This window comes from Pseudoalteromonas sp. S2721 (genome assembly GCF_005887425.1).
In the GTDB taxonomy this organism is placed as follows: Bacteria; Pseudomonadota; Gammaproteobacteria; order Enterobacterales; family Alteromonadaceae; genus Pseudoalteromonas; species Pseudoalteromonas simplex.
The window spans coordinates 53249-70718 of sequence record NZ_PNCZ01000013.1; the positions used below are offsets into that span (position 1 = coordinate 53249).

General features: G+C 42.8%; 13 protein-coding genes and 1 other RNA gene. 9 read left to right on the plus strand and 5 right to left on the minus strand.

Going from position 1 to position 17470, the window contains the following annotated elements; genetic code table 11:
* Window positions 1-6: 6 nt before the first annotated feature.
* Both cydB and CWC02_RS06515 read right to left on the minus strand, forming a co-directional pair.
* Complete coding sequence (cydB, locus tag CWC02_RS06510; RefSeq protein WP_138617138.1) at window positions 7-1146, minus strand: cytochrome d ubiquinol oxidase subunit II; 1140 nt, start codon at window positions 1144-1146, stop codon at window positions 7-9.
* Window positions 1143-2729, minus strand: a complete 1587-nt coding sequence (locus tag CWC02_RS06515) for a cytochrome ubiquinol oxidase subunit I (protein WP_054553106.1) — start codon at window positions 2727-2729, stop codon at window positions 1143-1145. The genes cydB and CWC02_RS06515 overlap by 4 nt, the downstream gene beginning before the upstream one ends.
* Before the next feature lie 421 nt (window positions 2730-3150).
* Here CWC02_RS06515 and lpxB point away from each other — a divergent pair, with 421 nt between their 5' ends.
* The 6 genes from lpxB to CWC02_RS06545 all read left to right on the plus strand — a co-directional run bounded on the left by lpxB (window position 3151) and on the right by CWC02_RS06545 (window position 11106).
* Window positions 3151-4308 (plus strand): lipid-A-disaccharide synthase, encoded by a 1158-nt coding sequence (lpxB, locus tag CWC02_RS06520; RefSeq protein ID WP_138617140.1) that lies wholly within the window; start codon window positions 3151-3153, stop codon window positions 4306-4308.
* A complete protein-coding gene (rnhB, locus tag CWC02_RS06525; RefSeq protein ID WP_138617142.1) occupies window positions 4298-4903 on the plus strand; it encodes a ribonuclease HII in 606 nt (201 codons plus the stop codon). The genes lpxB and rnhB overlap by 11 nt, the downstream gene beginning before the upstream one ends.
* On the plus strand, window positions 4903-8394 hold the full coding sequence (dnaE, locus tag CWC02_RS06530) for a DNA polymerase III subunit alpha (protein ID WP_054553103.1): 3492 nt from the start codon (window positions 4903-4905) through the stop codon (window positions 8392-8394). The genes rnhB and dnaE overlap by 1 nt, the downstream gene beginning before the upstream one ends.
* A 16-nt stretch (window positions 8395-8410) precedes the next feature.
* Window positions 8411-9367: an acetyl-CoA carboxylase carboxyl transferase subunit alpha gene (gene accA, locus CWC02_RS06535; RefSeq protein WP_054553102.1), complete on the plus strand. Its 957-nt coding sequence runs from the start codon at window positions 8411-8413 to the stop codon at window positions 9365-9367.
* A 91-nt stretch (window positions 9368-9458) separates the two neighbouring features.
* A complete protein-coding gene (gene tilS, locus CWC02_RS06540; protein WP_138617144.1) occupies window positions 9459-10769 on the plus strand; it encodes a tRNA lysidine(34) synthetase TilS in 1311 nt (436 codons plus the stop codon).
* Window positions 10762-11106: a hypothetical protein gene (locus CWC02_RS06545; RefSeq protein ID WP_138617146.1), complete on the plus strand. Its 345-nt coding sequence runs from the start codon at window positions 10762-10764 to the stop codon at window positions 11104-11106. Before tilS ends, CWC02_RS06545 begins: the two co-directional genes overlap by 8 nt.
* 25 nt (window positions 11107-11131) lie before the next feature.
* On the opposite strand, the gene CWC02_RS06550 is transcribed toward CWC02_RS06545, so the two are convergent.
* Window positions 11132-12028: a GGDEF domain-containing protein gene (locus CWC02_RS06550; protein WP_138617148.1), complete on the minus strand. Its 897-nt coding sequence runs from the start codon at window positions 12026-12028 to the stop codon at window positions 11132-11134.
* Between the two features lie 138 nt (window positions 12029-12166).
* Between CWC02_RS06550 and CWC02_RS06555 the strand changes: the two genes are divergently transcribed.
* On the plus strand, window positions 12167-14140 hold the full coding sequence (locus CWC02_RS06555) for a monovalent cation:proton antiporter family protein (RefSeq protein ID WP_138617150.1): 1974 nt from the start codon (window positions 12167-12169) through the stop codon (window positions 14138-14140).
* Window positions 14141-14147: 7 nt separating this feature from the next.
* On the opposite strand, the gene CWC02_RS06560 is transcribed toward CWC02_RS06555, so the two are convergent.
* On the minus strand, window positions 14148-15293 hold the full coding sequence (locus CWC02_RS06560; protein WP_138599329.1) for a patatin-like phospholipase family protein: 1146 nt from the start codon (window positions 15291-15293) through the stop codon (window positions 14148-14150).
* Between the two features lie 133 nt (window positions 15294-15426).
* On the opposite strand from CWC02_RS06560, the gene CWC02_RS06565 reads away from it, so the two are divergent.
* Both CWC02_RS06565 and ffs read left to right on the plus strand, forming a co-directional pair.
* The gene (locus CWC02_RS06565) at window positions 15427-16290 is read left to right on the plus strand and encodes a DUF3014 domain-containing protein (protein ID WP_138617152.1); all 864 of its coding nucleotides are present in this window, start codon (window positions 15427-15429) and stop codon (window positions 16288-16290) included.
* 136 nt (window positions 16291-16426) lie between these two features.
* Window positions 16427-16523: signal recognition particle sRNA small type (gene ffs / locus CWC02_RS06570), an RNA gene on the plus strand.
* A 421-nt stretch (window positions 16524-16944) separates the two neighbouring features.
* On the opposite strand, the gene CWC02_RS06575 is transcribed toward ffs, so the two are convergent.
* The coding region (locus tag CWC02_RS06575) for a transposase (protein WP_212751474.1) at window positions 16945-17470 on the minus strand (526 nt) is incomplete at its 5' end.

Sequence of the window (17470 nt, forward strand, 5' to 3'; positions counted from 1 at the left end):
ATCTCCTTAGTAGCTACCGTGCGTGTTGTTTTCGATTTCACTAATGGTTACTTTGCGCCACATCTTCACATAGCACCACGTTGTGTAAATAAGGATAAGTGGTACAAAAATAACCGCTGCAATAAACATCACGTTGAGAGTCATATGGCTCGAAACCGCATCCCACATAGTTAAACTAATATTTGGGTTGTTACTCGAAGGCATAACGAACGGGAACATTGACATACCCGCAGTTAAAATTACGCCTGCAAGCATTAGGCTTGACGCTGCCAATGCCATTGCCGGTTTTTGTAATTTAGATAACACAATCGCCAGTGCCGCCATCACGAATGCAAGGGCAGGGAACAGCATGGTTAATGGCATTTTTGTATAGTTATCAAGCCATGCACCTGGTGCCTGCGTGACTGTTTTACCAAGCGGGTTTGCAAAGCCTTGAGTATCGCCCATGCTAACGATTTTATAACCGTCAATTTGCGATACCCACACACCTGCCAAGGCAAACAACACAATAAACGCCATCAGCGCATATTGACCGTATTGTGCTGAGCGTTTTGCAACCTCTGCATCCGTACGAAGTTGTAGCCACATGCCTGCATGACCAACCAGCATTAGTACGCTTACTAAGCCTACAACAATGGCAAATGGGTTTAATAACGCAAAGAATGAACCTTGATAACTAACACGCAGTAGGTCGTCGATATGATAAGGCACGCCCAGTAATAAGTTACCAAATGCCACACCAAATACTAAAGCAGGGATAAAGCTGCCTGCAAATAAGCCCCAATCCCAGTTGTTTCGCCAACGTGGTGAGTCTATTTTTGAGCGGTAATCAAAACCAAGCGGTCTGAAAAATAACGCAAATAACACCAGCATCATAGCAAAGTAAAAGCCAGAGAACGCGGCCGCGTATACCATAGGCCAAGCAGCAAACAGTGCACCCCCAGCGGTGATGAACCAAACTTGGTTACCATCCCAGTGAGCACCTATGGTGTTAATTACAGTACGGCGCTCCACATCGGTTTTACCAACTAGGCGAAGCAAAATTGCCACACCCATGTCCATGCCATCGGTCACTGCAAAGCCAATCAGTAATACACCAATTAACAGCCACCAGATTAGTTTTAATGTTTCGTAATCAAAAATCATGACTGAGCTCCTTGGCTTGCAAGTGAATCTGCTTTAGCAAGTTCATGGTGATATTTACCAGTATGAAGCGAGCTTGGACCTTGTTTAATAAAGCGCAGCATTAACCAGCCTTCTACAGCAGCAAGTCCTGTGTAAAAGATAATGAAGCCAGTAATGCTGATAAGTAAATCGTTTACCGTCAGAGATGAGGTTGCCAAGAAGGTTGGTAGAATCTCTGAAATAGCCCATGGTTGGCGGCCATATTCAGCAACAATCCAACCAAATTCAATGGCAATCCACGGCAGTGGAATACTCCATACCGCAGCCCATAATAACCAGCGTTTTTGCTCAATAATGCGGTGCGCGTTGTAATAAAATGCAAGCACGAATACGCCAAGCATGATCACACCGCAACCGACCATAATTCTGAAGGACCAAAACATAGGACCAACTTTAGGGAACGAATCTTTCACTGCTTTTTGAATGTGCTCTTCTGTGGCATCTACCACGTTAGGCGTATAGCGTTTTAGTAGTAAACCATAGCCAAGGTCGTCTTTTAAGCTATCGAATTTTGCAATGTTTTCTGGAGTGTCTTCACCACCTCGAAGCTTCTCTAAGTATTCGTATGCAACCATGCCATTACGAATTCGTACTTCGTGTTGCTTTTCTAGATCTTTAATACCCGTTACCTGTTCATCAATAGAGCGAGTAGCAATAATGCCCAGTGCATAAGGTATTTTAACAGCAGCGTGGGTGACTTGCTCTTCTGAATCAGGAATACCGACCAGAGTGAATGCAGCAGGGGCTTCTTCGGTGTGCCACTCAGCTTCAATGGTTGCGAGTTTAACTTTTTGTACCTCGCCAACTTCGTAGCCAGATTCATCACCAAGTAAAATAACACAAAGGATAGACGCTAAACCAAACCCAGAAGCAACCGAAAACGAGCGTTTAGCAAAAGCAAGATCGCGACCTTTTAGGATGTACCAGCTACTAATGCCCAGTACAAACATAGATGCTGCAACATACCCTGCCGAAACGGTATGAATAAACTTAACTTGTGCGACGGGGTTGAATACCAGTTCAGCAAAGCTGGTCATTTCCATTCGCATGGTTTGATAATTAAACTCAGCCCCTACAGGGTTTTGCATCCAACCATTGGCAATCAAAATCCATAAAGCTGATAGGTTAGTACCTAGAGCCATAAGGAAAGTTGCAGCTAAATGCTGACGTTTTGTTAGTCGCTCCCAACCTAAAAAGAACATACCGACAAAGGTTGACTCTAAAAAGAATGCCATTAAGCCTTCAATCGCCAGTGGAGCGCCAAAAATATCGCCCACGTAGTGAGAGTAGTAAGACCAGTTGGTACCAAACTCGAACTCCATGGTTAGACCTGTCGCCACACCAATCGCAAAGTTAATACCAAATAACTTACCCCAGAATTTAGTCATATCACGATAAATTTCGCGACCAGTCATCACGTAAACGGATTCCATGATCACCAAAATCCACGTCATACCTAAAGTAAGGGGAACAAATAGGAAGTGAAAGAGGGCAGTGATTGCAAACTGCAATCGCGATAGATCCACAAATGTTTCATCTATCATTGTTTAGCTCCTTGTTAGCGAGTGCGGTAGACACGACAAATTATTGGTTATGAAGTTTCAGTAATTATTGAAACTTTGTGAATATTAACCTTGTATCCATTTTAGTCAATAGAAAAATAAGAAAATAAGATTAAATAATTGTTCATCATTTCTACAGACTAGAGATTAAAGCTTAACTTTTCAATCGATTAATTACCTTATCAAAAACTTTTAGCCAGTTTTTATAGAACAAAAAGATTACTCACTTATAGGTATTCTGTCGGCTAAAAAATTAATTGTTTACTTTCTTAGCTGGTTACCTAGGTTAATGAATAAGCACTTATTTAAATTCTAGTATTAATTACTCGTGTGACATTTATCCGACTGCTAAAACACGGTAAACTCATTTTTATTAGTGCCAAAAGTTGCGAATTATCAACGAATGAAAGAACAAACAAAGCCGTTACGTATTGCCTTGGTGGCAGGTGAGTTATCAGGTGATATTTTAGGTGAAGGGCTAGTAAAAGCACTTAAACGCCGTTTTCCAGATGCCATATTTGAGGGGATTGCAGGCCCGCGTATGCAAGTGGCTGGCTGTAAAACATTATTCGATATGGACGAATTATCTGTAATGGGCTTAGTTGAAGTACTTGGCCGATTACCGCGCCTACTAAAAATACGCAAACAATTGGTGCAGCATTTTATCGATAACCCACCAGATGTATTTATTGGTATAGATGCCCCTGACTTTAACTTACGTGTTGAAAAGCCGCTAAAAGAGGCGGGTATTAAAACAGTACAATATGTTAGCCCGTCAGTGTGGGCGTGGCGCGAAAAACGCATTCATAAAATCAGTGCCGCCACTAACTTAGTGTTGGCATTATTGCCGTTCGAAAAAGCCTTTTATGATAAGCACGATGTACCTTGTACGTTTGTGGGTCATACTCTGGCTGATGATATTGCTCTTGAGCACGACCAAACCGAGGCTCGTAATCAACTTGGATTGGCACAAACTGATAAAGTGCTTGCATTACTACCTGGTAGTCGAGGTTCTGAAGTAGGGCTTTTAAGCGAAACTTACATTGAAACAGCGGCGAAATTACAAGCGCAAAATCCTGACCTTAAAATTGTGGTGCCGTTAGTCAATGAAAAACGAAAAGCACAGTTTTGTGAGATTTTAGAAAAAACAGCCCCTGATCTAAAACTGCAATTATTGGATGGTCAGTCAAATCTTGCAATGCAAGCCGCTGATGCCATTTTGCTTGCCTCAGGAACCGCAACACTTGAAGGTATGCTGTATAAAAAGCCGATGGTTGTGGGTTATAAAATTAAGCCATTGAGTTACTGGATTTTCAAAACCTTATTCACTTTTAACATTAAGTATTTCTCGTTGCCTAATTTATTAGCCGATGAAGAACTCGTCCCAGAGTACCTTCAAACTGAGTGTAATGTTGAAAACCTATCGGCTGCGCTAACACCTATGCTTAATACCGATAACAGCGAACTAAAGGCGCGCTTTTTAGCCATACATAAAAACATTAGATTAAATGCCAATGAACAAGCTGCAGCAGCAGTCGCGGAGTTACTAAATGCAAATTGAACGACCGAATGTTAATTATATTGCTGGTGTAGATGAAGTTGGCCGTGGTCCATTGGTCGGTGATGTTGTAACTGCTGCGGTAATACTGGACCCAAATAAACCCATTGCCGGGTTAGCCGATTCTAAAAAGTTATCAGACAAAAAACGTCAATTATTAGCGGCAGAAATAAAAGAAAAAGCCCTGTGCTATGCTATTGGCCGTTGTAGTCCAGTTGAGATTGATGAGCTAAATATTTTACATGCCACCATGCTCGCGATGAGCCGCGCAGTTGAAGGCTTAAGTGTAAAGCCTGAGTTTGTTTTTATTGATGGGAATAGAGTGCCTAGCCAGTTAACTGTGCCAGCACAGGCGGTTGTAAAAGGCGATAGCCTCGTCGAAGAGATTTCGGCGGCATCTATTTTAGCGAAAGTTGCCCGCGACGAAGAAATGATTGAGCTTGATAAGCGTTATCCTGACTATGGCTTTGCAGGCCATAAAGGCTATCCGACTAAAGCACATTTTGCAGCACTTGAACAATACGGGGCAATTGCAGAGCATCGTAAAAGCTTTAAACCTGTTCAGCGCATTTTGGCGTTAAAAGGAGAGCAACAGTAATGCCTGCGCCGCAATTTGTTCACTTACGTGTTCACTCAGATTTCTCAATGGTGGATGGCCTAGCTAAAACTAAGCCGATTGTCGCTAAAGCAGAAGAGCTGCAAATGCCTGCGTTGGCTATCACCGATCAGATGAACTTATGTGGTTTGGTGCGTTTTTATGGTGCTGCCCATGGCGCAGGTATTAAGCCTATTGTCGGCGCAGATTTTTGGCTCAGAAGCCCTGAATTTGAAGATGAACCTAGCCGAATTACCATCTTAGCGAAAGATAACGAAGGCTATAAAAACCTCACCTTGTTGATCTCTAAAGCGTACCAACGCGGACATTTATTTCACCGCCCGGTAGTAGACCGTGAATGGCTAGTGGAGCACAAAAGTGGCCTAATTTTATTATCTGGCGCTAAAGATGGCGACTTAGGTAAAGCCCTATTAAAAGGTAACCCTGGGCTTATAGAATCGGTCGTTAGCTTTTATAAGCAACATTTTAGCGATCATTATTACATTGAGCTTATTCGTACGGAACGTGCTTTAGAAGAAGACTATTTACACTTAGCTGTTGAGCTTGCCGCAAAAGAGCAGTTACCTGTAGTGGCAACTAACGAAGTAGTATTTTTAAAGCCAGAAAACTTTGAAGCCCATGAAATCCGCGTAGCAATCCATGACGGTTACACCTTAGAAGATAAACGTAGACCAAAACGTTTTTCTGAGCAGCAATACCTTAAAACGGCTGAGCAAATGGCTGAGCTATTTAGCGATATTCCTGAAGCGCTAGAAAACACTGTTGAAATTGCTAAGCGCTGTAATGTGACCGTGCAGCTCGGGACTTACTTCTTACCAGATTACCCAACCGGTTCGCTGAAAATTGAAGACTTCTTGGTTAAGGTCTCTGAAGATGGTCTTGAAGAGCGTTTACAGTTTTTATTCCCAGATGAGCAAGAGCGAAAAGAAAAACGTGGCGAGTATGATGAGCGTCTGAAAATAGAGCTCGACGTAATCAACCAAATGGGTTTCCCAGGTTACTTCTTGATCGTAATGGAGTTCATTCAGTGGAGTAAAGATAACAATATTCCGGTAGGTCCAGGGCGTGGTTCTGGTGCAGGTTCATTGGTTGCTTATGCACTGAAGATCACCGACCTCGATCCACTCGAATTTGACTTACTATTCGAACGTTTCTTGAACCCAGAACGTATCTCAATGCCCGATTTCGACGTCGATTTCTGTATGGATAGGCGTGATGAGGTAATTGATCACGTAGCGGCACTTTATGGTCGTGACGCGGTATCTCAGATCATTACCTTTGGTACCATGGCTGCAAAAGCGGTTATCCGTGACGTAGGCCGTGTACTTGGTCACCCTTACGGCTTTGTTGATCGTATTTCTAAACTAGTACCGGGCGATCCGGGCATGACCTTGGCTAAAGCGTTTGATGTTGAGCCGCGTTTACAAGAAGCCTACGACGGTGATGAAGAGGTCAAAGAGCTTATTGATATGTGTCGCATCCTTGAAGGCTGTACACGTAACGCCGGTAAGCACGCTGGTGGTGTTGTAATATCACCCACCACAATCACTGACTTTGCCGCTCTTTATTGTGATGATGAGGGTAAATTCCCGGTAACACAATTTGATAAAAACGACGTCGAGACGGCGGGTTTAGTAAAGTTTGACTTCTTAGGTCTTAGAACACTTACCATCTTGCAGTGGGCACTTGATATGACTAACGAGCGCTTAGCTCGTGAGGGTAAAAAGCCCGTTGATATCAACGCTATTCCACTTGATGATAAGCCAAGTATTGAGTTACTGCTACGCGCCGAAACCACCGCGGTATTCCAGCTCGAATCTCGTGGTATGAAAGACCTTATTCGTCGTCTAAAGCCCGACTGCTTCGAAGATATGATCGCACTGGTAGCACTATTTCGCCCAGGTCCATTGCAATCAGGCATGGTAGATAACTTTATCGACCGTAAGCATGGCCGCGAAGAATTATCTTATCCAGATGCGCAGTGGCAACACGATAGCTTGCAACCAATCCTTGAGCCAACCTACGGTATCATTCTTTATCAAGAACAAGTAATGCAAATTGCTCAGGTACTGGCTGGTTATACGCTAGGTGGCGCTGACATGCTGCGTCGTGCGATGGGTAAGAAAAAGCCTGAGGAGATGGCAAAGCAACGTTCAACCTTCGAAGAAGGCGCTGTTAAAAACGGAGTTGACGGCGAACTTGCAATGAAAATCTTCGACTTGGTAGAGAAGTTCGCAGGTTATGGCTTCAATAAATCTCACTCAGCTGCTTATGCCTTAGTATCGTACCAAACGCTGTGGATGAAAACCCACTACCCAGCAGAGTTTATGGCTGCGGTAATGTCGGCAGATATGGATAACACCGATAAAATTGTTACCTTGGTAGATGAATGTGAAAACATGAAACTGACCTTGTTACCGCCGGATGTTAATGCCGGTGAGTACAAGTTTACGGTTAATCTACAAGGTGAAATTGTTTACGGTATTGGTGCCATTAAAGGGGTTGGTGAGGCACCGGTTGAAGCTATTTTAGAAGCTCGTAGCGAAGGTGGCCCGTTTAAGGACTTATTTGATTTTTGTGCCCGTGTTGACTTAAAGCGTTTAAACAAGCGTGTTGTTGAAAAGCTTATTTATGCCGGAGCGCTCGACCAACTTGGCCCAGATAAAACCCAGCCTGGCCGTGCAACCTTACTCGCAAGCTTAAAAGATGCCATGCGAGCGGCCGATCAGCATCATAAGGCTGAGTCACTTGGGCAGGCAGATTTATTTGGATTACTTGCTACAGAGCCAGATGAAGTTGAACAAGCATTTATTAAAGCCACAGATTTAACCGACAATGAGTGGCTAGACGGTGAGAAAGAAACTTTAGGTCTGTATTTAACTGGTCACCCAATTAATCAGTATCGTAAAGAGTTAAAGCATTATACGTCAGGAAGGCTGGTTGATTTACAACCCACTAACCGCGATGTGCAGTCAACGGCTGCAGGCTTAGTGATTTCTGCTCGTACCTTGATAAACAAAAAGGGAAATCGATGGGGTCTTGTAACTTTAGATGACAAGAGTGCCCGTATTGATGTACGCTTATTCCCAGAACAGTTTGAAATGTACCAAGATTTGCTGCAAGTAAACAATATCTTGGTAATATCTGGACAGGTCAGCTTTGATAACTTCTCTGGTGGCATTACAATGACCGCTAGAGACATATGCACCATCGCACAGGCGCGAGAAAAACGTATAAAAGCGATTAAAATGACCTTGAATATGGTGCAGATCGAGGCGAACTTCTTCGATAATTTACAAAAAGTGCTGGAACCTTATAAGTTTGGTACTTGTCCTATTAAAGTATTCTATCAACGTCCGGATGCGTTGGCTGAGATTACTTTAGGAACCGAATGGTGTGTTACGCCGAGTGATGACTTAATTCACAAGTTATCGCTGATGGCGGCGCAAGATGTAGAACTAGAATTTAACTAATTAGGTAGTTTAGAGCATGAGCCTCAATTATCTTGATTTTGAGCTTCCAATCGCTGAATTAGAAGCAAAAATTGAAGAATTACAAAATGTAAGCCGCGCTGGCGAATTAGACCTTGGATTAGAAGAGGAAGTCAGTCGATTAAAAGAGAAAAGTGCTGAAATGAAAGAGAAAATTTTCTCTGAATTAGGTGCTTGGCAGGTTTCTCAGTTAGCCCGTCATCCGTTGCGTCCTTATACTCGTGATTACATCGAGCGCATTTTCACGGAATTTGACGAACTAGCAGGCGACCGTACTTTTGCTAACGACCCAGCTATTTTAGGTGGTGTTGCACGTTTTGAAGGTCAACCAGTGATGGTTATTGGCCAACAAAAAGGGCGTGACACGGCTGAAAAAATTAAACGCAACTTTGGTATGCCAAAGCCAGAAGGTTACCGTAAAGCATTACGCTTAATGGAAATGGCTGAGCGTTTCAAAATGCCAATCATGACTTTTATCGACACCCCAGGTGCATACCCAGGTGTTGGCGCTGAAGAGCGTGGTCAAAGTGAAGCAATCGCGCGTAACCTTAAAGTTATGGCCGCGTTAAAAGTACCAACTATCTGTACTGTTATAGGTGAAGGTGGTTCTGGTGGTGCATTAGCAATTGGTGTGGGCGACCGCGTTAACATGTTGCAATACAGCACTTACTCTGTAATTTCGCCAGAAGGTTGTGCATCAATCTTATGGAAAAGCGCAGACAAGGCACCATTAGCTGCAGAAGCCATGGGTGTAACAGCTGCACGTGTTAAAGAGCTTGATTTAATCAACAACGTAATTGATGAGCCACTTGGTGGCGCACATCGTAATTACGATGCGATGGCGCGTAACCTTAAAAACCAACTTAAGCGTGACCTAGCTGACTTACAAGGCCTTTCACTAGATGAAATGCTTGATCAGCGTTATAAACGTTTAATGTCGTTTGGCTATTGCTAAACACAGCTTAAAATTGAAAAAAGCCGCTTTTGCGGCTTTTTTTGTTTTATAATGCCGATAACACAGACGCTTGTATACTCATTGGTTTTTAATGCAAACATCAGATTTATTTCACCATTTTTTAGCGCAACTACAGCCTTTGCTGACCGCTCAGCACAGCCGCTTTAGTGTTGCCTTATCGGGTGGTGTTGATTCGGTAGTGTTATTACATTTAATGAAGCAAGCTCAACAGCAGCACTCTGAACTTAAAATTGAAGCTGTGTATGTTAATCATGGTTTGAGTAAGCATGCCTCTGAATGGCAAGGATTTTGCCAATCGCTATGTGAAGAGCTCGATGTCGCATTTAAAGCGGTGCACGTTGAAATTTATGAGCGCTCGCGTACTTCACTCGAAGCACAAGCGCGAGAGGCTCGATACCAAGCCCTCGACGAAAACTGTATATCAGGTAGTGTGATACTGCTTGGTCAGCACTTAAATGATCAACTTGAGACTTTCTTACTTCGCCTAAAGCGCGGCTCAGGCTTGCAAGGCTTAGCATCAATGCCACAAACGCGATTGTTAGCGTCTGGGCGTGTATGTTTTAGACCGCTGATTAATATCACTCGTGAGCAAATTGAACAATTTGCCAGTGAATTTGCTGTTACCCATATCACCGATGATTCAAATGTTGATGAGCGCTTTGACCGCAATTTTTTACGTCATCAGGTTCTGCCTATTTTAACGGAGCGTTTTCAAGGGTTTGAAAAAAGTGCAGCGCGCAGTATTCGGCTGTTACAAAAGCAGCAATCACTGCTCGATGAATATACGCAAAGCGACCTTACACACTGCCAAAATTCACAGGGTGGTTTAAGCTGCGAGGCAATTGCGGGGTTTAGTAAGCCCAGGCAAGCAAACCTTGTACGTGCGTGGCTGAATCAATTTACCCATCAATTACCTTCAGAGAATCAGCTACAGCAAATTATTGAACAAGGCTTAACAGCAAAAACTGATGCCCAGTTAAAAATTTGTTTGCAAAGCGGCGATGTTCGTCGGCATCAGCAGCATTGGTACTTTGTGAAGGAGCAGACAATACCTGAGGCGATGGATATAACTTTGCAAAGCGTTGAACTGATTGATGGCCGAAAACTAATAGTGAAAGCGGGTAAGGGTATTAGAAAACCAAAGCCCGATGAGCAAGTAAGGGTTGAGTTTAATAAGCCACAAGCACGTATCAAACCGTTGCATAAACCCGGCTCAAACACCTTAAAACATTGGTTTAAAGATGCCAAAGTAGCTCCTTGGTTACGTGCGCAGACACCACTAATTTTTTATAACGATCAACTTGTGCAAGTTGTTGGCTACTTTGTTAGTGAACAGCACAGTGTTGAAGATGGAATTCTTTGGGAGACACTCTATGAGTGAACAACCTCATGTAGGTTTATCACTAGTTAATAAAGCACCACTAGGTTTTGCGTTGTCGGTGCTAGTGGCTGTAGTTGCTGGTTTTGCTTATGCAGAGCTGACAATAAATACACTTTTTTATGCACTAGCTGGCGGCCTAGTGTGCTCGTTATTGCTGCTAGGTTACTGGTCAGGCAAAGGCGGTATTTTCTTTATATTGGGCGTGCTTACGCCGCTGGCATTAGTGATGGTATCGCCCCTTACCACTATGGCTGCCTTGCTTTACTTATTAAGCGGCTTCTTCGCTGGTTTTTGGTTAGTATTATTTGGTTATAAACTTATAAACAAAAAAGCCTAGCGGGGGATGCTAGGCTTTTACTCAATTAGTAAGCTCTTGCGCAGCTTCTTCCTGCTGCTTTTGCCTTATAGAGGCCCTTGTCAGCACGGGCAAACACTTCGTTTTCGCAGTCTTGGTTGTTGGCTAGCGTATAACCAATGCTTGATGTTACATCATATTGAGCCATCAACCCTGAGTTAGCAACTAAGCTCATAATGCGATCAGCTATCACCTTATTGGTGGTAAACTCAGGGTCATCGATTAATAATGCAAACTCATCTCCACCAAAGCGGAAAATCGAGTCAGTGCCGCGCACACTACTGCGCAGTACGTTAGCAAATTCTTGTAGCACATCATCGCCAATTTTATGACCAAAGTTATCGTTTACTTGTTTAAAGTTATCTAAATCAAGCAACATTAAGCTAAATGGGCGATGTTGACGGCGGCAACGTTCTAGCTTTTGTGCCAAGCTGTCATTAAATTGACTACGGTTATTTAAGCCTGTTAGCGCATCTTTAGTCGCTAAACGTAATACGCGGGTGTACATAAGCGCATTACGTAATGGGTAAACGAGGGCTGTATGGAGCTGCTTTAATTTTGCTTCAATCGCTTTACCCATAGGGAACTGACTAAAGTAAATTAGCTGCCCTAAGCGTTCACTTTCGATATCTAAATCAAAAGAGTACGGTGTTTGGCTGGTATCGCTGCCTGCGCTTTGTGACACTCCGAGTGCAGATTGGAACTGTAAGCCAGATAAATTGATTAGTTGCCTTGCGTGCTCGGCAAAAATAGTCAAAATTTCTTCGATTGATAACGTGGTTTGTAACTTTGCGACCAAATCGTGTGGACTATTTGTTTCATTTATTCGGTAATGCTCTGCCGAAAACGGCAGAAACTCGCCTCGCGCAGACACCCGCTGTGTCAAAATATGGACATTTTCCATGATAATTCTCCCCCCGGAGTGTTTAGATACTCCCATGTAGCGAGATTTGTGCCATATTTTTAAACTGGCCGAAAAACAGAAGGTTGCTATATTTAAAAGAGAAACCAGTTTTGTCACTAAGTCTAGGGAGTTGATTGCTTGCAAAATGTGCTGATCCAAGTGTTTGGCTTGCTTGTCGCTGCCGTATTATTTGTTTGGTTTTTCAAGCGAATTGGTTTACCACCCATTCTTGCTTATCTTGCGACAGGCGTATTGGCAGGGAGTCATGGTATTGGCTGGATGGCGCAAAGCCATGAAATGCACTTTGTTGCTGAGCTCGGCATTGTGTTTTTACTGTTTAGCTTAGGGCTTGAGTTTTCATTGCCGCGTTTAATGGCAATGCGCAATATTGTATTTGGCCTTGGCTCCTTGCAAGTTGTGGTGACCAGCATAGTGTTTATGCTGATTTTACTGCTGCTAGAGCACAGCCTTTTGAATAGCTTTACTATTGCTAGCTTAATGGCGCTGTCTTCAACGGCGGTGGTTGTTAAGTTACTTAAAGAATCTGGAGATTTAAACCAGCGCCGTGGTCAATTGGCAATAGGGGTGTTGCTGTTTCAAGATATTGCCGTTGTTCCTCTACTTATTGTTTACCCCTTACTAGCCCAAAGTGGCTCTGAAGAAATTGTCGGCGCATTGGCTTTTGCACTCACTAAAGGCGCTTTAGTGTGTATTTTATTGTTCGGCATAGGTAAATGGATTTTGCCTAAAGTGTTTAGCGAAATAGCGCTGGTAAGAACCGATGAGCTATTTATGCTAACGACTTTATTGGTTGCCTTGTTTGCCGCAGGCCTGACTTATTTATTTGGTTTATCGATGGCGTTAGGCGCATTTTTAGCAGGCATGATGTTAGGAGAAAGTCACTATCGTCACCAACTTGAAGCCGATATTAGACCGTTTCGCGATATATTAATGGGGCTATTCTTTGTGACTGTTGGTATGCAGCTAGATGTACTTTATGTATTTAATAGCTGGTACTGGATTATCGCTGTATTAATTGGTTTATTGCTATTTAAAATAGCGGTGCTTGCGATTGCTGCGCAAGTGATGGGGGAGCGAAAGCAAGATGCGGTATCAGCGGGTATTATGCTTTGGCAAATGGGAGAATTTGGCTTTGTGTTAATTGCACTTGCCTCTCAGCATTTGTTAATAAGCTCAGAGCAAGCATCGTTTTTAATTGCAGTTGGCGTGCTTTCGATGGCGCTAACGCCTTACTTAATTGAAAAAACACCGCTTATTCTCAAAAAACTTGGCCTTTTAAGCCATACAGGACAGTACTGGCAGCAGCCTGCGACAAGTAGTCCTTTGTATCAAAATCATGTCGTTATTTGTGGTTTCTCCCGTGTTGGGCAAACTGTTGCGCGCTTTTTAAAGCCAGAAGCAATTGAATACGTCGCAGTCGAAAGTAACCCTATCTTATTGCAAGAAGCGAAAGCGGCTGGTGAACCGGTTATATTTGGCCATGTGAATCAAAAAGATATTTTAAAATCAGCGGGTGTAGAGCGGGCAAGGCTAGTCATTATTACCTTTACCGATTTTGAGCAAACGCAAATAGTTGTTGATGCCATCAAACAAATAGCACCTGATGTAAAGATATTGGTAAGAATGCGTGATGATACTGAGCTTGAAACCCTTAAAGAGCTTGGTGTTACTGAAGTGGTGCCAGAAACCCTTGAAGCAAGCCTTATGTTAGTTTCGCATGTACTTTATATGTCTGGTGTGCCGATGACACGGATCATACGCCGTGTTAGTAAAGAGCGGCGCAATCGTTATAAATTTTTAAATGGCTTTTTCACTGGTGATAAACTTGATGGCGAAGAGGCCAGTTCAGATAGGCTTGAGTATTTACATGTTATAGCTCTGCCAGAGCATGCTTATGCGGTTAATCAGAAAATTAGTGAGCTTAAACTTGAGCAGCGCCGTGTGTCGGTTAGAGCGCTGCGCCGACAAGACCGTGAAATTGACGCACCTTCATCACAAACTATTTTATTAGCAGGCGATATTTTAGTGCTGCAAGGCAAGCCTCGCCGAGTAGAGCGGGTCGAACGGTTTTTACTCGACGGTATGGAGTAGCGATTAGCTACTCCAACTCTAAAAATTTACGAATTTCAGGTAGCTTTTTAAGGCCATCTTGGTAGCCAATTTCTATGAGTTTTTGGGTATAACGTTTTTCAAACAGTAAGTAGCTCGTTAAACTCGATTGCGAACGTTTCTTAACACCAATCATACGTAGTAACACCTTAATTGCCATGGGCATGTCATCATAAAACTGAGCTGCGATTGCATTAAAGTTTTGCGATGGATTGATCACGCAAGTTTCAATTTGTTTAAGCTCTTGGTGTTTGTCACGGGCAGGTAATAGGCTCAGCGTGCGATTGATACGTTGCAAACGCTCTAAATCAGACTGTAGCGTGTCGGTAAAGACGCTATCGAGTAAGTGACCAGCAATATTGGAAAGGCCAGGGTAATGAGGCTGATAACCCGGCGGATGCAGTTCTTTTGGTTCATCAACACCAATAATAAAGATTTTTTCAGCACCTAAATGAACCGACGGACTCAGTGGCGAAAGTTGGTGAATAGAGCCGTCGCCGAAATAGTGGTTATACACATTCACACTTGGGAACACCATAGGTATGGCACTCGACGCCATTAAGTGCTCAACATTTATGCGGGTTGCTTGTCCTTCACGTTTTGCTCTGCGCCACGGCTTTTGTGTCAGTGACTGAAAAAATGCCACAGAGTCACCTGTGGTATAGCTCGAAGCAGTAATCGACACTGCATCTAGGTAGTTTTTATGCAGGTTTCGTTCGATACGTGATAAATCGAGTATTTCGTGTAGCAGTTTTCGCAGCGGCTTATTGTTCAGCAAACTCGCTGGTGGGTGATTTATATGTTCAGATTGAAAACTTGTAAGCATGTTGCGGGTAATATGCAAAAACACACTTAAAAAGTCGCTTTTATAAACCTGAGAGGTCGAAAAATTCTTCCACACCCATTCAAGTTTTTTGCATGCTAAATGCGCACACGATGCATAACATGCTAATGCAGCGGAATTAATTGCGCCAGCTGATGTCCCATTAATAATAGTAAAGGGCAGCGGTGCTGTACGAGGCATGCTTTGCGTTATCGCTTTAAGCACACCAACTTGATAAGCCGCTCGCGCGCCACCACCTGTTAGTAATAAAGCGATTTTAGAGTGCTGTGTTTTTTTTAACTTACTGCTCATGGTTGCATTTAAATAGTTGTGCGTCTTTACTTTATTTATCAACTGTAAGTCTTTAAGCTAGAAGAAGCAAAGATTAGCTTAAGGCTAAATGGTTTTTTCGTATTTTATCTGTTTTATTTTTAAGGGAGTGTCTATGTCAGAGCATTCGTCAGAACCTGAAGTACAAAAGGGTTCATCAAATAACAACCTGATTTTTGCGGTGGTTGTGCTTATCCTTGTTGCGGGTGTGGCAGCGTTTATTTTATTGAAGCCTGAAGATAAACCAGTGCAAGTTGTTGAAGACATTGTTGCAGAAGAAGCGCCTGTTGTTGAATATCAAGAGCCTGAACCAGAACCTGAAGTGACAGAGCCTGAGCCAGAACCAGTTGTAGTCGATACTGCACCAGAGCGCACTCCAGAGCCAGTTCCAGAAGTTGAGCCACTACCAACGTTAAATGAAAGCGATGAAGTGGTTGTTGCTCGTATGGATGAGTTACTAAGCGACCAAGTGATGAGCTTAATGGTGACTGATGATCTTATTCGCCGTGGTGTTGTGTACGTTGATAACATCGCAAAAGGTAAAGTGGCAGTTAGCCATGCACCTGTAGAACGCCCTAAAGAGTCGTTTAAAGTTATCGAGGGCGATATTTTAACAATCGACCCAAATAGCTATGAGCGCTATACGCCGTACGTAAAATTATTTACCAGCCTTAGCGCTGCTCAAGTTATTCGTATGTATGATGAATATAAACCCCTTATCAGTGAAGCTTATGCAGAAATTGGTTACGAAGGTGATGCATTCACAGGCACGTTAGAAGAGGCGATTGATGTACTGCTTGATACGCCAGAGCCAAAAGGTGATATGCCACTCGTTCGTAACTCAGTTACGTATCAATATGCTTACTCTGAGTGGGAAAACTTACCCGATGCGCAAAAACAATTGCTGCGTATGGGCCCAGAAAATATGAAGAAAGTGAAAGCTGCGCTGCGCAACATTAAAGCTGAACTTGAAAAGTAAGCGATAACCCCCTTAATGAAAGTGCGATTGTATACCAAGTATGCAATCGCACTTTCTTTTTCGAATACCCCTTGAATAACAGACTAAAAGTAGAGATAATCCCTCCCGCGCCAAACAAGGCCCTCAATGGTAGTCTTATTGGTCCTCTCGCAACACTAGCAGGTGAACCTGGTCAGGCCCGGAAGGGAGCAGCCACAGCGTGTGACGTGTGTGCCGAGATGCGGCTGGTAAGACTGCCACCCAAAATTCTATTTGGGTGACTTATTTCATTTAAATACCTTTTAAATTTTTTTAGAACCAATCTTTTATTCTTGTATTAATCTAACTTTCTTTGAGCTTTTTATTTCTTAAGTTATCAAGACATCCAAAAAAGGTTATCTAGACACCCAAGTTAAACAATATAAATTCAGGCTCAATGTTGATGATTTGATTGAAGATGACACAGCTGGTTAGGTACAGGTAATAAAGTTATTCGGACACCCACTTTTGTAGGTATTTTAATAACTAATTTTAAAGCCGACTTGCTTAGTCGTTCTAAATTAATTTACAGATAAATGTTATGTTTAGGTGATTCTGTAGGCATTGTCTGATTAGCGCCTGATTTGGGCAAGCTTAGCTCAAAGGCAGACCACTTTAAACATATTCGAGTTTGGTTTAGGCAAATAGTGTGCGACTAGTGCTAATAGAGCTTCTTCGCTGTCGCTTCATGTGATTTGTATAAACTGTAATTGCTTGTTCTTTACCAGCCGTATTTTTAAATGAGCGTGTAAAAGAGGTGGTGAGTGTAAGCCAGTTGTCAGTACAAATGTTTAGTCTTTCAAGTATTGGTAATGCATCTTCTGGGATTTTCCCTGGTTTACCCTCTCGGATTGAGCGGCCAGTCCAATCGACGAGTTGTAGGTATGTTTTGAGCTCATATGGCAGACCTTTAGGCATATGCTTACGTGGTTTACCTGCAAAGCGCATAAGTGATTTCGGTTGCTTATTATTTTGAGCTGCATTAATTCTAGATTTAATACTGGTGTAGTCAGATTGCTCAGGTAAATCAGCCGCTTTTGCTCTAACAGGATTTAAATCTACATAAGCAAGGCAAGCTGCAAGAGCTGCTTCATCAAGTAAAGCTTGTGATTTAAAGCGACCTTCCCAAAAGCGTCCTTTGCACTCATCTTCTTGATTTGCT

Coding starts and splice junctions, on each gene's coding strand:
- cydB (WP_138617138.1), bottom strand. CDS start 1,146: ATGATTTTTGATTACGAAACATTAAAACTAATCTGGTGGCTGTTAATT.
- CWC02_RS06515 (WP_054553106.1), bottom strand. CDS start 2,729: ATGATAGATGAAACATTTGTGGATCTATCGCGATTGCAGTTTGCAATC.
- lpxB (WP_138617140.1), top strand. CDS start 3,151: ATGAAAGAACAAACAAAGCCGTTACGTATTGCCTTGGTGGCAGGTGAG.
- rnhB (WP_138617142.1), top strand. CDS start 4,298: ATGCAAATTGAACGACCGAATGTTAATTATATTGCTGGTGTAGATGAA.
- dnaE (WP_054553103.1), top strand. CDS start 4,903: ATGCCTGCGCCGCAATTTGTTCACTTACGTGTTCACTCAGATTTCTCA.
- accA (WP_054553102.1), top strand. CDS start 8,411: ATGAGCCTCAATTATCTTGATTTTGAGCTTCCAATCGCTGAATTAGAA.
- tilS (WP_138617144.1), top strand. CDS start 9,459: ATGCAAACATCAGATTTATTTCACCATTTTTTAGCGCAACTACAGCCT.
- CWC02_RS06545 (WP_138617146.1), top strand. CDS start 10,762: ATGAGTGAACAACCTCATGTAGGTTTATCACTAGTTAATAAAGCACCA.
- CWC02_RS06550 (WP_138617148.1), bottom strand. CDS start 12,028: ATGGAAAATGTCCATATTTTGACACAGCGGGTGTCTGCGCGAGGCGAG.
- CWC02_RS06560 (WP_138599329.1), bottom strand. CDS start 15,293: ATGAGCAGTAAGTTAAAAAAAACACAGCACTCTAAAATCGCTTTATTA.
- CWC02_RS06565 (WP_138617152.1), top strand. CDS start 15,427: ATGTCAGAGCATTCGTCAGAACCTGAAGTACAAAAGGGTTCATCAAAT.